The organism is Brachyspira sp., from assembly GCF_050873525.1.
Lineage (GTDB): Bacteria > Spirochaetota > Brachyspiria > Brachyspirales > Brachyspiraceae > Brachyspira.
Map to the genome: position 1 here is coordinate 1 of NZ_JBNMIZ010000045.1, position 14,257 is coordinate 14,257.

13 protein-coding genes are annotated in these 14,257 nt (G+C 32.7%); 4 read left to right on the top strand and 9 right to left on the bottom strand.

Going from position 1 to position 14,257, the window contains the following annotated elements; all coding sequences use genetic code 11:
- The first annotated feature begins 201 nt into the window (after positions 1 to 201).
- A complete protein-coding gene (locus tag ACR0QS_RS04745; RefSeq protein WP_432632298.1) occupies positions 202 to 693 on the top strand; it encodes a GNAT family N-acetyltransferase in 492 nt (163 codons plus the stop codon).
- A gap of 93 nt (positions 694 to 786) precedes the next feature.
- Here the strand turns inward: ACR0QS_RS04745 and ACR0QS_RS04750 are convergent, their stop codons facing one another.
- The 3 genes from ACR0QS_RS04750 to ACR0QS_RS04760 are packed head-to-tail and all read right to left on the bottom strand — an operon-like array spanning position 787 to position 1,643.
- Positions 787 to 1,038, bottom strand: a complete 252-nt coding sequence (locus tag ACR0QS_RS04750) for a hypothetical protein (protein ID WP_432632299.1) — start codon at positions 1,036 to 1,038, stop codon at positions 787 to 789.
- Between the two features lie 23 nt (positions 1,039 to 1,061).
- Entirely contained in the window at positions 1,062 to 1,397 is a 336-nt protein-coding gene (locus ACR0QS_RS04755; RefSeq protein WP_432632300.1) for a hypothetical protein, read from the bottom strand.
- 48 nt (positions 1,398 to 1,445) lie between these two features.
- On the bottom strand, positions 1,446 to 1,643 hold the full coding sequence (locus ACR0QS_RS04760) for a hypothetical protein (RefSeq protein WP_432632301.1): 198 nt from the start codon (positions 1,641 to 1,643) through the stop codon (positions 1,446 to 1,448).
- Between the two features lie 262 nt (positions 1,644 to 1,905).
- Here ACR0QS_RS04760 and murA point away from each other — a divergent pair, with 262 nt between their 5' ends.
- The 3 genes from murA to ACR0QS_RS04775 all read left to right on the top strand — a co-directional run bounded on the left by murA (position 1,906) and on the right by ACR0QS_RS04775 (position 7,097).
- The gene (murA, locus tag ACR0QS_RS04765) at positions 1,906 to 3,183 is read left to right on the top strand and encodes a UDP-N-acetylglucosamine 1-carboxyvinyltransferase (protein WP_432632302.1); all 1,278 of its coding nucleotides are present in this window, start codon (positions 1,906 to 1,908) and stop codon (positions 3,181 to 3,183) included.
- Positions 3,184 to 3,221: 38 nt separating this feature from the next.
- Positions 3,222 to 4,070 carry a flagellar basal-body rod protein FlgF gene (flgF, locus tag ACR0QS_RS04770; protein ID WP_432632303.1) on the top strand — a complete coding sequence of 283 codons (849 nt, stop codon included), beginning with the start codon at positions 3,222 to 3,224 and terminating at the stop codon, positions 4,068 to 4,070.
- A gap of 165 nt (positions 4,071 to 4,235) precedes the next feature.
- Positions 4,236 to 7,097 (top strand): methyl-accepting chemotaxis protein, encoded by a 2,862-nt coding sequence (locus ACR0QS_RS04775; protein ID WP_432632304.1) that lies wholly within the window; start codon positions 4,236 to 4,238, stop codon positions 7,095 to 7,097.
- Between the two features lie 141 nt (positions 7,098 to 7,238).
- On the opposite strand, the gene rbr is transcribed toward ACR0QS_RS04775, so the two are convergent.
- From rbr to ACR0QS_RS04805, 6 genes are all read right to left on the bottom strand, one after another.
- The gene (gene rbr / locus ACR0QS_RS04780) at positions 7,239 to 7,775 is read right to left on the bottom strand and encodes a rubrerythrin (RefSeq protein ID WP_432632305.1); all 537 of its coding nucleotides are present in this window, start codon (positions 7,773 to 7,775) and stop codon (positions 7,239 to 7,241) included.
- A gap of 92 nt (positions 7,776 to 7,867) precedes the next feature.
- Positions 7,868 to 8,470 carry a superoxide dismutase gene (locus ACR0QS_RS04785; protein WP_432632306.1) on the bottom strand — a complete coding sequence of 201 codons (603 nt, stop codon included), beginning with the start codon at positions 8,468 to 8,470 and terminating at the stop codon, positions 7,868 to 7,870.
- Between the two features lie 202 nt (positions 8,471 to 8,672).
- Positions 8,673 to 9,662: a hypothetical protein gene (locus ACR0QS_RS04790; RefSeq protein ID WP_432632307.1), complete on the bottom strand. Its 990-nt coding sequence runs from the start codon at positions 9,660 to 9,662 to the stop codon at positions 8,673 to 8,675.
- 27 nt (positions 9,663 to 9,689) lie between these two features.
- Positions 9,690 to 11,072 carry a DNA polymerase III subunit delta' gene (locus tag ACR0QS_RS04795; protein ID WP_432632308.1) on the bottom strand — a complete coding sequence of 461 codons (1,383 nt, stop codon included), beginning with the start codon at positions 11,070 to 11,072 and terminating at the stop codon, positions 9,690 to 9,692.
- 279 nt (positions 11,073 to 11,351) lie between these two features.
- Positions 11,352 to 12,419, bottom strand: coding sequence for a hypothetical protein (locus tag ACR0QS_RS04800; protein ID WP_432632309.1), 1,068 nt, complete (start codon positions 12,417 to 12,419; stop codon positions 11,352 to 11,354).
- A gap of 732 nt (positions 12,420 to 13,151) precedes the next feature.
- On the bottom strand, positions 13,152 to 14,195 hold the full coding sequence (locus tag ACR0QS_RS04805) for a hypothetical protein (protein ID WP_432632310.1): 1,044 nt from the start codon (positions 14,193 to 14,195) through the stop codon (positions 13,152 to 13,154).
- Positions 14,196 to 14,257 lie beyond the last annotated feature (62 nt).

Genomic DNA, 14,257 nt, shown 5'->3' on the forward strand with positions numbered 1-14,257 from the left:
ATTTAATATTATATTATACGATTTTTTTAATCAATATAATAAAAGAGAGTTCTTTATTAAAAATTTATAAATTTTTTACTTGCCTATTCCGAATAAATTACTATCTTTTAAATAGATTGATTAAATAAAGGAGTTAATATATGATTATCGCGTTATCAATTATTTTTTGTTTATTTTTAGTTTGTAAGGATTTCATTTTTTATGACAATAAGAAAAGCCGAGCCAAAAGATTTGAATATTATCTTAAAAATATTCGAGCATGCAAGAAATTATATGAAAGAAAATAATAACCCTAATCAGTGGGGAGATAATCACCCCGCTGTCGAAATTATCGAAGAAGATATTAAAAATTCAGTCGGCTATGTTTGTTTGGACGAAGAAAATAATGTAGTCGCTTATTTTTGTTTTTATGTTGGAATCGAAAAAGATTATAATGAAATATATGAAGGAAACTGGCTTAACGATAAAGAATATGCCGTTATCCATAGAATAGCGACAATTAGCAATAAAAAAGGAGTCGGCAGTTTTTGTATGCGCTATTGTTTCGATAAATTTAAAAATATTAAAATCGACACGAGCAAATATAATATTCCTATGCAAAAATTACTTGAAAGAGAAGGCTACACTAAATGCGGAATAATATATATAAAAAGAAACGGAGGAGAGAGAATAGCCTTCCAAAAAACCGAATAAATTTTTTAAATAAAATAAAATGAAAGACTAACTTTAATAATAAAAGCTAATCTTTCATTTTTTAATTTAATTTTACTGCCTATAATTTATAATCTATAGTTTATGCCATATTTTTTTGAAAAATACGATTAAAAATACTATAACCGCAACCGTTATCGATAATTCAAATAAAGTTTCCACAATATCGTCAAATTCGTGGAGCATATAGTATAAAATATAGCCGCCGCCAAAATATCTGCTAAAATAGATTAAGGCTAAAAAGATTAATCCTGCAATAGCGACTATTCCAGCAATAAGTAAAATTTTTTTAGATTTTTTTGAAGTAGTTATAATATTATTTTTCATAATAATATCTCCTTAAAATAAAATTATTTGTCTTTTTTAATCTTAATATTATCAAGATTTTCTTTATCATATTTATCATATTCGATTATTTTATATTCTTTATTTTCTTTTTTATCGTAGTTTATTTTTTGTATCTCTTCGTTATTTTCATTTCGTCTATTATTTTCGTCCAAATTAATATCGTCTTTGATAAATCTTTTTACAAAATACATAACGATAATAATCATGGCTATTATTCCGACTATTCTAAAAAAATCTTCAAAATCATCGAATATATCTTCAAGAATATCGTCAAAACAATATAGCTTGACGGACGCTATAAAAATGAAAACGAAGCTATTTAAAATTATTTTCTTCAAAATTAATTCCCTCTTAATTTTCCTAAAAAATATAAAATCAATATCGTATTAATTGCCTTTATCTGAATTTTTATCTTTATTCAAATATTTTCTCACAAAAAATACTACCGCCGCTATTATTACGACTATTCCGATGACTTTAGCCAAATCGTCAAATATAAAATCGAAAGTATCTTCTATCAAATCGAAACAGTATAAATTGATAGCCCCCGCAAAAATTAGAATCGTTGAAAAAAATCTCTTCATTGTCTTGCCTCCTTTATTTACTTTAATGTAATGAAGTTTTATTCTTTATATTATAATTATAACACATTGTAATTATTTTGTAAATAGTTTATAAATAAAATTTACATAAATAAAGCGTTAAATTGAAAACTCTATATTGTAGATAATACAAATACTACAATTTTTGCAGTTAAAAAAATAAAAGTAAAATCGAAAAATTAAAATTATTAAGCATTTTTTCAATATACCGAATATAAAAATATAAACAAAATAGGCAATTGCAATGTATAAATATGTTATAGAAGGTTCAAAAAATATATCTGGGACCGTTCAAATTTCAGGCTCAAAAAACGCTTCGCTTCCGCTTTTGGTTGCGTCAATTTTAACGGACGAGCCTATAACTTTGCATAATGTTCCAGATTTAGTGGATGTTCATGTTCTTATAAATATATTAGAGCCTTTGGGTAAAAAAGTAGATTTCAAAAATAATACAACCGTTATAATATCTCAAAATGGAAAAAGCGATGAAGCTCCTTATAAATTGGTAAAAAAAATGAGAGGCTCTATAATAGTTTTGGGACCGCTTCTTGCAAAAAGAAAACATTGCAGAGTTTCTTATCCCGGAGGATGCGCGTTCGGACCAAGACCGATTGATTTGCATTTAATGGGAATGGAAAAACTTGGAGCGGAAATTGACATATCGGGCGGTTATATAAACGCTACCGTGAAAGATAGACTAAAAGGAAATCAAATATTTTTATACGGAAAAAACGGACCGACAGTGCTTGGAACGGATAATGTCATGATGGCGGCGACTTTGGCTAAAGGAAGAACTATAATAACGGGAGCGGCAAAAGAACCCGAATGCACAAATTTAGCCGAATTGCTTGTTTCGATGGGAGCTAAAATCGAAGGAATAGGAACGGGAACTTTGGCAATAGACGGAGTCGATGAATTGCATGGAACGGAATTTGAAGTTATACCCGACAGAATAGAAACGGGAACTTTTCTTGCAATAGCCGCGGCGGGAAGAGGAAAATTGAAATTGGAAAAAACTAATCATGAACATTTAACTTGCGTTTTGGATTTGCTTTCTTTTATAGGATGCGATATTAAAACTACGAAAGATACGATTGAAATTGACGCGACAAATAGAGAATTGAAACCTTTTGCTATTGAAACTATGCCTTATCCCGATTTTCCTACCGACTTGCAGGCTATTTTTACAACTTTGGCATGCGCAATTAAAGGAAGAAGCCATATTAAAGAAAATATTTATCCCGATAGATTTAGTAATGTGGCGGAACTTATTCGTATGGGAGCGGATATAGAAGAAAACGAAGCGAGTATAATCGTTCGCGGAGGAAAAAAATTATCTGGCGCGGATGTTCAGGCAAGCGATTTGAGAGCGGGAGCGGCTTTAGTCGCGGCGGGAGCGATAGCGGAAGGAATTACCAATATTCATAGAATCTATCATATTGAAAGAGGCTATGAAAGTTTTGAAGATAAATTAAATAAAATTAATATAAATACAAAAAAAGAAAAAGACGATATTTTATAATCATTTATAAAATTAGCGTTTATAAATAGGGGGATTAAATGGTTCGAGGCGTTTATACTGGAGCAAGCGGAATGATAGCGCAGCAGGAGAGATTGGATGTCGTGGCAAATAATTTGGCTAATGTCGATAAACCGGGATTCAAAAGAGATACGGCGACTTTTAAGGCTTTTCCTGAAATGATGGCGGCAAGAAAAGAAGACGATGGAGTTATAATATTTCCGTTGGGTTCTACAGATATAAGACCTTATGTAGGCAGATTGGGAACGGGAGTCGAAGTTAATGAAGTTTTTACCGAATGGGAACAAGGTTCTTTAAGAGAAACGGGAAATCAGCTCGATATTGCATTGAGCGATAAAGGTTTTTTTGCTATAGAAACTCCGCATGGCGAAAGATATACAAGAAACGGCAGCTTTCTTATTGATAAAGATAATTATTTGGTGACGAAACATGGCTATAAAGTAATGGGAGAAAACGGCTATATTCAAATAAAAACGAATAATTATGTGATAGACGAAGAGGGAAGAGTAAGCGTAAACAGAAGATACCAAAATAACGAAGACTTTGTTCAGCTCACGGAAAACGAATGGAAAGACGAAGAAATTTTAGACACTTTGAAAATCGTTCGATTTGAAAACGAAAGATATTTGAAAAAAGAAGGCGAATCTTTCTGGGTTGATACGGAAATAAGCGGACCCGCGTATATAGCGCAAAAAGGAGTCGACCGCCCGAAAGTGCTTTCAAGATTTTTGGAAATGAGCAATGTAAATCCGATTAACGAAATGGTTAGAATGATTGAAGTTCAAAGAGCTTACGAATTAAATTCAAAAACCATAGCCACGCATGACACTTTGATTGGAAGAGTGGTAAACGAAGTTGGAAGAGTTTAAATTTTATTATAATTTAGCGTTATGAATAGAAAAAATTCCCCATTAATATTTTGATAAAAAAGATACGATAATATATAATAGTATGCAAGAAAAATGTTTATAAAAAATATTAGTAAAGAATATTAACAAGAAATAAACGATTTTAAATTTACGAGCGGGGAAATTATGGCTTTAGATAAATCAAAAAGAAATCTGCTTCTGATATTGAAGATTCAAATTATCGGCATATATATAGCATTAGATTTAGCGGGATGGTATTTTTTCATTTGGTATTCATTATATAATAAAATGTCTTTTCCTTTTTACGGAGTTAAAATATTATTTGCCATAATAGCTTTTATATTATTCTTAAGTTTCTGCAATAAATTGGAGAGAGGAAAGAAAGTAAAACTTGCAGACTTGACGATGAAAACATTTTCCACACTGGCGGTTTTGGGAAGTTTAATAGAAATAGCGATATTCGCTTTTTTCAATAGAGAAACTTATATATACACTTCGTTAGGAACGGTTTTTGCTTCTCTGCTTTCGAGCGGAGCGATTTGTTCTCTATACGCTTTGGTATTTAGATTCGCTTCGAGCAAATCGGAACTTGAAGAAAATGTAAGTTCTTTCTATCTGCCTTTGATATTTAAAGTTATATATACGATTTATTTTTTCTTTTCGTGCGTTGCATTCGCTTTGATTTTGAATTATATAAGAATCAGAGAAGAATATTATTTAAATATTTACGAAGAAGAAACTTTAAATCAAATTATAAATCTAAACGACAATCTAAATAAAATCTACGAAGGCGCGCTTTCGGATATGCGAGTTTTCGATAGAAGAATAAAAAATAATGTAAGTCAGAATATTTTAAATATAAACGGTTTGAGTTATTATCTAAACGAAAATCTTAAATATATCGACTTAAAAAATAGTTATAATTCCGTTTACATGAATATAGACGGAAGATTTTTGGAAAGCGGTTATTCGACTTCGCTGTTGGTAGCGAGAGACGAAAACAGAGAATTTTCAACTTCGTTGAGCCGCGGCTATCGTCAGCCAGCCTCTCTTTCAAATAATAACGATTTTTATTCGGATGTTTTAACCGACAATAGCGGAAATATTTTAGTGTCTTTTTATTATCCGATTTCGCTTATAAACAGTCCGATGGGAAATATAATCGCGAATATTGACGCTGCAGAATTTTTTAAATCGATAGAAAATCATCGTTCGGTTTCTTCTTGGAATTATATTAGTTATAAATTAAGCAATAAAAATGTCGTCTACGCGAAAGACAGAAGAATTTTGAATCAGGCGATTTACAGAGCGTTAGATTCCGAAAGAGAATTTACTCGGCATATAAACGATTTTGAGAGCAAATTTGAAAATAGTTCTTTTTATATAACTCCGATATTTAACATGAATAACGGAACGCGAACCGTGGCAATTCTTTCTTATATAAAAAGTTTGAATATCGTTTCGGTATATTATAGAGATGTCAATTCAATAATTAAAAATTCTTATATAGAAAGAAATATAAGCCTGTTCATAATCGTATTTGGAATAATTTACGGTTTGCTTTCGTTCATATATATTAGAATTCTTCGTTTTACTTTCGTTCCGATAATGACGGCGAACGCGTCTACCGAAGCGCTTAGAGAAGAAAACAGAGATTTGACAAAAAGAATCGTCTGCAAAAACAATGATGAAATTGGGCTTTTAGTTTATAATTTCAATTTGTTTATAAACGATTTGGAATTAATCATAGACAATTTAAAATCGAAAAGCGAAAATTTAACCAACGATATAAACAATATAGAAAGAATAATGTCGGAAAATTCGGACAGCGTTAATTTTCAGACGGAAAGCATCAAAAAAAGCGTGGGAAGTATAGAAACTATAATAGATTCGATAAGAAATATTACTGGTTCTACCGAACAGCAGAGAGCGGCTTTTTCTACGGCTTCGGTTGCGGTGGAGGATTTATTAAAAACGGTTTATAAGATTAACGAAAATATGGAGCGTCAGGCTTCTTCGGTTGAGCAAACTTCCGCGTCAGTTGAGGAAATGATTTCAAATATAAGCAGTATTGCAAAAAATACGAGCAACGCGGACGCTTTATTTAAAAAACTGCTTGTGGAAGCTGGAGACGGAGCGGACATAGTGGAAGAGGTAATTGAATCGATTAGAAATGTGGAATCAAGCAACGAACAGATTAAAAACATTATCAATATTATTCAAAATATTGCCGAACAAACGAACCTTTTGGCTATGAACGCGGCTATCGAAGCCTCGCATGCGGGAGATGCTGGAAGAGGATTTTCGGTTATCGCGGACGAAATAAGGTCTTTAGCCGAACATACTACGGAAAATTCAAAATCAATAAACGCCATCATTAAAGGAATTACGAAAAGAATCGAAGAGAGCGTTGAGCTTGCAAATAACAGCGGAAAATCTTTGAGCAATATATTAAACATTTCAGAAAGCGCATCGAGACTTGTTTCGGAAATAAATATTGCAAACAGCGAGCTTGAAATCGGCGGGCAGGATATTCTTAAAACCATTACGCAGTTAAACTACACTACCGTTGGAGTTAGAGACAGCGTAAAAGAGCAGATTACGAGCGGAGACGCTGTTGACAGTCAAATTACTTTATTAGACCAGATAAATAAAGAAGTCGTTAATATAGTGGAGGAAAAAAGTATGGATGTAAACGAAGTTAATGATTCTATTAGTTCTTTAAATTCTCTTTCGTATCAGATTATTGAAAACAGAGATAAATTCTACGATGTGACAAATAGATTAAACAATAATTTTACCGTATTCAACACCTTGCTTATGAACTTCATTACGAATAGAGATACGGAAATGGAAGAAGCGGAAACCAAAAAGAATCTTCTTAAAGACGATAAATTTAATATAGAAAGAGAGATTGACTATCAGTTAAAAACTCTCGAAGACGAATTAAAAATATCGGATGAAGACGATGAGGAAGTTTTGAATACTTTGAAAGAAGATTTTAAAAATCCAAATATGTTTTATTGATAATCGAATCAAAATTAATTAATAAAATTAAATAATAAAAATTAAATGATTAAAAAAACAACGGAGACTTGAAAAAAGCCTCCGTTTAGTTATGATGATTATTTATGAGTAAAAATTTTTGTGGTTATTATATCATTTTTATTAATAATTTTCAACCTTTACTTCAAAGAATTTTTTCGCATGTTTACAAGCTGGGCAAACTTCTGGAGCGGATTCGCCTTCGAATATATAACCGCAGTTTCTACATTTCCATTGAACTTTGGTATTTCTTTTGAAAACCGTTCCATTTTTTACCGCTTCTCTCAATTTTGCATATCTTTCTCTATGTTCTTTTTCGACATCGCCGATTAATTTCATAGAGCGAGCCACATCGTCAAAACCTTCTTCGGTAGCGTCTTTAGCCATTTGAGGATACATAGTTTCGTATTCATAATTTTCGCCTTCCCAAGCGGATTGCAAATTAGCCAATGTGTCTCCGATTCCGTTAAGATATTTGAAATGGATTTTTGCATGTTCTCTTTCGTTTTCCGCAGTTTCAAGGAATATTGCGGCGATTTGTTCGTAGCCTTCGTTTCTTGCAACGCTTGCGAAATAAGTATATTTGTTTCTTGCCATAGATTCGCCAGCAAAAGCGTCATTCAAATTCTTTTCGGTTTTTGTTCCTTTTAAGTCCTTCATTTAATTTCTCCTTTATTTTATTTTAAATAAAACCGATAAATATAAACTGTTAAAAAATATTTATCATTTTATTTATTTACTTATATTTTTTATTATTTGGCGTTACTTAATCTTTCCGCAACATATTCCCAATTTACCAAATGGTCGACAAAAGTATTTAGAAAATCTGGGCGTCTGTTTTGATAATCCAAATAATAAGCATGTTCCCATACATCGCAAGTAAGCAAACCATGAACTTTATCGGCGATAGGATTCATAGCGTTAGGATATTTTCTAACTTCCAATTTTCCGTTAGCCAAAACGAGCCAAGCCCATCCAGAACCAAATTGAGTTTTTCCCGCCGTAGTGAAAGCTTCTTTAAAAGCGTCAAAAGAGCCGAAATCTGATTTTATTTTTGATTCCAATTCTGACGGAATGCTTGGTTTTTCGGATTTTTTCAAAACTTTAAAAAACTCTTCATGGTTATAAACCTGTCCCGCGTTATTGAATAATCCTTGTTTATCGGGATTATTATGAGAAAGAAGTATAAGTTCCTCTATGCTTTTTCCTTCCAAAGATTTGTCTTTTGAAACGAAATCATTAACCGTAGTAACATAAGCGTTCAAATGTTTTCCGTGGTGAAAATCCAAAGTATTGGAAGACATATAAGGCGCTAAATCTTCTTTGCCATAAGGCAGTTTAATTAATTCAAACATATTTTAATCTCCTTCAATTAATGAATTTTTATTTTTTAATATTCTAATTTTAAACTATTTTAAATTTATGTCAAGTATTTATTAAATAATATTTTTAACTTATTGATAAATATTACTAATTACAATTTAAGGCATACCAAAATAAATCGGCATGCCTTAAATTTTTTTAAAGGAAAATTCTATATGAACCAAAAAACTATAATTAATTTCCAGTATTTTGAGATTCTGATTCGCTCGAGCTTCCTTCTCCCTCTTCCGCTTCATAAACGGGCATAACATCTCTTCCCATAATCTCTTCTTCCGTTTCTCCGTAAGTGAAGCCCAATTCATCGTAATATTTTGAATAAACGGCTCTGAATCTATCGGAAGTAGTATATAATATTTTATGGTATTTGGTTATAAGAAGTTTACATTTAGCGTCTCTTATAGTTTCGTCTTCGGTTTTCAAAGTAGTCAAATCCCATAGATTATTAAACATTTCGTTTAAATAATAAACTTTTCTAACATCGCTCGGCTGATTTTCGGTAGCGAGTTTATAATTAACGCCTGCCAAATAAGTATTTAGCATAATTAAATTTGTAACATTCGTTTCGCCGCTATTGTTTATATTGTCAATCGCTTTAGTCAAATGGCTTCTGCTCAATTCGTAATAATGATGAGAGCCTTTGAACAAATTTAATATGCCTCCGTATAGATTTAATTCGTAATCGGACTGGGCGAGTTCGTTGGTTTTTCCTAATATCTCGTATATAGGCTTAACTTCATCGTATAATCTGAAGCATTTAGAAAGTTCCCTGAGAGCCAAATCGACATTATTATCGTTCGCTATAGGTCTTGCCACCAAATCGTAATAATATACGGCGTTATAGAACATTTCGTTTGTGTCCGTAAATGTTACATTGGTATAATTTTCAAGTATCTTATTAGCCTTGTATAATATCCTAAATAGATAATCGTCTTTTAAGATACTCAAATTGGTTTGAAGAAGATTATAGCTTTTATCAAGGGATTGGTCGTCCGTATGTCTCAAATCCGTAAATGACGGAGAGAATACGGATATGCCTTCGACAGTATCCATAGTTTCTTCTTCGCTTGACTGCTCATTTTCCGTTTGCGCGTTGGTATCGTCTTGAGCGTATAGAGAACTTAATGCCAACATTGTTACAGTTAATACAAGAAATATCTTTTTCATGTTTTTTAACTCCTGTTTTTAATTAATTTAATAGTTATGCAACCATATATAAATATTGCTTAAAGTTTTATAAAGCGCCATTTTAGGCTGCGAGTTGGTATTTATAAGAGCGCTAATCGTATAATCCAATTCGTCAATCATCCATGCTACGCTTTTATCCGAAACCGAACTTGGAAATATATAATTTCTGTCTTCGGCTTCAAGATATTTATCTTCAAGAGACTTTTTCAAAATATTTATCATCTCTTTTATCGTTTCTATAATATCGTAATTTCCATCGATTAGTAAAGTCATTATTGCCGATATTTTAGAAGCGTTATTATTGAAAATAGCCTCTATAAAAGATAATAAAACTTCTCGTATATTATCGCTTGAATTCGATTTTTTGTCAAGCGCGTATTTTATAGATTTTGCCACGCTTCCGTAAGAATACTGCAAAGCCAAAGCCGTTTTTTCTTCGTCAAATTTAAGCCTCTTCATTAGGATTGCCCTTAAATTTTTCTCTGATAAAGGAAAAAATTTTAATTCCATCATTCGCGATATTAAAGGTTTCATTCCGTCCTGCGTCAATTTATTCGTATCGGATGCGATTAAAATAAAAATGTTATTGTCGGACGGCTCTTCCAAAGTTCTTAAAAATATATTCGGCGCTCTCTTATCCATTAATTCTATGCCTTCGATGATGATTATTCTTTTTTTTCCAAGTCGCGGTTTTCTGTAAGTCATTTCTATAATGTTGCGGACTGTATCGAGCGGGATAACCGTGTGAATTATGTTATAATGAATTTTTTTTAAAGCGTCAAAAAAATTTCCTTCAACAGAATATTTTTTTTTGCCTCCTTTATTTTTTACAATATCAATCGCTTCTTTAGATTTCGCTCTGAATATAGAATCGATAAATTCAATATTGTCTTCGTTAATTTCATTTAAAGTATAATTAACCGCCAAATAATAAGGTTCGATTAAAGCGTAGCGAGAAGTCTCTTTTTTCTGCCCGAGCATATATTCTTTAGGTTCGCTAACAGGATAATTATCGTAGCTATCGAAAAGCATCGATTCAACTTTATAAAGAATGGAACGGCATGCCGTGTAAAAATCGTTGAACAAATAAGGCAGTTTATATTCCAAATATTGATTAAAATATATTTCCGCGTTTCTAAATCTTTCGTCCGTTCCCGCGACAATCACATCGGGATGTTTATATTTGTCAATCATTTTACAGGATTCGCATTCGTCACAATAAGTTCCGTTTTCTCTTTCGCATAAAATTGCCTTCGCATAATTTAAAGCGCTTTCAAATTTCCCTATTCCTTCCTCTCCGTAAAATAAATACGCGTGATGAAGTCTTCCGCTTTTGTAAATTCCCGACATTATTTTTAACGGGACGCTCTGCCCTAATACTTTAGCCAAAATTTCTTTTCCTAATTTTTTAATTTTTATTTAATTTATAATTTATTTAATTCTATCATAATTAATTAAAATGACAATTAAATCCAGCCATAATTGATATTTAAATTATAAATTGTCATTACGACTGAAGTAATCTATTTTATTTGGATTGCTTCGCATTTTTGCAAATGCTCGCAATGACAGTAAATAAATGCTAGCAATGATTATGCATATAAAAGAAAAACGGCTTACACTATTTAAGTATAAACCGTTTTTTGTTTTTGACTTTATCGTTTCTAATTACTTATCCCAGTAAGGAACGAAACTGTAGAAATATTTATTATAATACCAGCCTTCTGATAATAGAAGCTGTCTGTTTAATTTGCCCTCGTAAAAATTTCTTGGGTTTTTCCCTATATAAGAGGTTTCGTCTTCTATCCAAGCTTGATATACTGGCTTTCCGTCTTTATCATGCTGCTGGTCGCTGTAATAAATATCAATAGCATACTCCGCTTTAGGATTAGCGCTGCTTATTTCTCTATCTGCTCTCTTCTTTCCAAGATTAACCACTATAACTTCCAAGTCGCCTTTAAATCCGTTTAATGTAGGTTTTCTCATAGGTTCTATATCTATTCCCATAAACATATTTACTCCGTCATTACCCCAGTTTCCAGAATTATTCTTTTTAGCGTAAGTTCTGTAAAGTCCGCCTATAGTATAAACTCCATTGTAGCTTCCGCCATAATACTGAATTATAACGCCCGCTACATATTTCTTTAATATAGTTTCTTTCATACCCGCATATCGTATATCCAAATTATCATCGAAGTAAAAATAATCGTTTCCGTCTTTAAATCTTCCTTGAGAGTTTTGATTTTTATGATTTCTTATATAAAAAGGCTCGTTAGCATAATACTCTCTTTTTATAAATTTTCTCCAGAGCTGATTGATTCTATTTGTGTTTGTAGAGTTAACCCAAGTGTATTCCCAGTTTCCGCTTCCGTCATTCACTCCTGCCCAAGGGAGATATACCCTAAAATACTCGAAATGCAATCCCTCAGGTTTTTCTGATTCTGAAGGCTGAGAAGGTTCTTGGTTTCCGCCGTCTCCTCCTGAAGAGCTTCCGCCAGAAGAATCGCCTCCCGTAGAATTTCCGCCCCAATTTGTAATCTTTTCCGGTCCCGTATAGTCTTTTCCCCAAGTAGGAAGAGAAGTTTCCGGTCCCGTATTATTTGTAGAAGGCTTTTCCGTCCAAGTATTTTCGTAACTCATTTCAGGCGATGTGGTCTTTTTCTTTTTACAAGCAGTTAAACCAAATACAAACAATAAAACCAATAAACCGATAATTAAATTTTTTTGCATAGTCATTAAAAACCCCTTATTAATAAAATATATTCATTAATATATAGTATAGTAATTATTTGAAAATAGTCAAGAATTTTTTATTAAAATTTTTTAATAAAATTCTAAATTGTTTTATAATTTAACTAAATAAAGTGACAATTAAATTAATCATAATTGATATTTAAATTATAAATTGTTATTACGACAGAAGTAATCTATTTTATTTGGATTGCTTCGCCTCACGCTGTGCGCCTTACGGCATCGGCTCGCAATGGCGGTGCAAAAAAGATTGTCATTCGCTCTGCGTCCCTGCGGGAACGAACGAAGTGAAGCAATCCACTATTAATAAAGCTAAATTTTGAAAATAGAATTCATTAATTTTGGATTACTTCGGACTTCGTCCTCGTAATGACGATTATAAACCTGACAACAATGTGGCTTTCGCTTCTGCGTGCCGTTGGCAAGCCCATTGTGTTAACGATACAGAGAAAAGCATGCAAGGGGCTGAAGCCCCTTGTTATTAGAAATGTTAACTAATTCTGATTTGGATTGCTTCGCATTTTTGCAAATGCTCGCGCACTCTGTGTGCCTCGCCAAAGGCGGACTTCACTTGGTAACCGCCCGCTTTTAGCGTGTGGGCTTTTAGCCTAGTCTCGGCAATGACTATGCATATAAAATAAAAACGGCTTACACAATTAAGTATAAACCGTTTTTAAATTTTAGCTTTATTGTTTTCTTATAATCAATATTTAATGTCTAATTTTTATCCCAATAAGGAACGAAGCTGTAGAAATATTTATTATAATACCAGCCTTCTGATAATAGAAGTTGTCTGTTTAATTTGCCCTCGTAAAAATTTCTTGGGTTTTGTCCTATATAAGAGGCTTCGTCTTCTATCCAAGCTTGATATACAGGTTTTCCGCTTTTATCATGCTGCTGGTCGCTGTAATAAATATCAATATTATATTCTGGTTTCGGATTAGCTCCATATCCGCCTTCCACTCTTATTTTTCCGAGATTAACGACTATAACTTCCAAGTCGCCTTTATGCCCGTCTAATGTAGGTTTTCTCGCAGGGTTGATATCTATTCCCATAAACATATTTACTCCGTCATTGCCCCAGTTTCCAGAATTATTCTTTTTAGCGTAAGTTCTGTAAAGTCCGCCTATAGTATAAACTCCGTTGTAGCTTCCTCCATAATATTGAATTATAACGCCCGCTACATATTTCTTTAATATAGTTTCTTTCATGCCTGCGTATCGTATATCTAAATTATCATCGAAGTAAAAATAATCGTTTCCGTCTTTAAATCTTGCTTGAGAGTTTTGATTTTTATGATTCCTTATATAAAAAGGTTCATCCTTGTAAGCCACTCTTTTTATAAACTGTTTCCAAAGCTGATTGATTCTATTAGTGTTTGTAGAGTTAATCCAAGTGTATTCCCAGTTTCCGTTTCCGTCATGCACTCCTGCCCAAGGGAGATATACCCTAAAATATTCGAAATGCAATCCGTCAGGATTTTCTGGTTCTGAAGGCTGCGAAGGTTCTTGGTCTCCGCCGTCTCCGCCAGAAGAACTTCCTCCAGAAGAATCGCCTCCAGAAGGTCCGACAACCAAATCCGTTTTATAGTCTTTTCCCCAAGTAGGAAGAGAACTCGCCGGTCCCGTATTATTCGTAGAAGGCGGGTCTGCCGAAGTGCTTACATAACCGACTTCGGTAGAAGAAGAAGAACAAGCCGCTAAACCCAAAACAAACAATAAAACAAATAAGCCGATAATTAATTTCTTTTGCATAGCCATACAAAAACTCCTTATTAATAATTATATAGATTTTGTTAATCCATACATCCATAATATAGTAA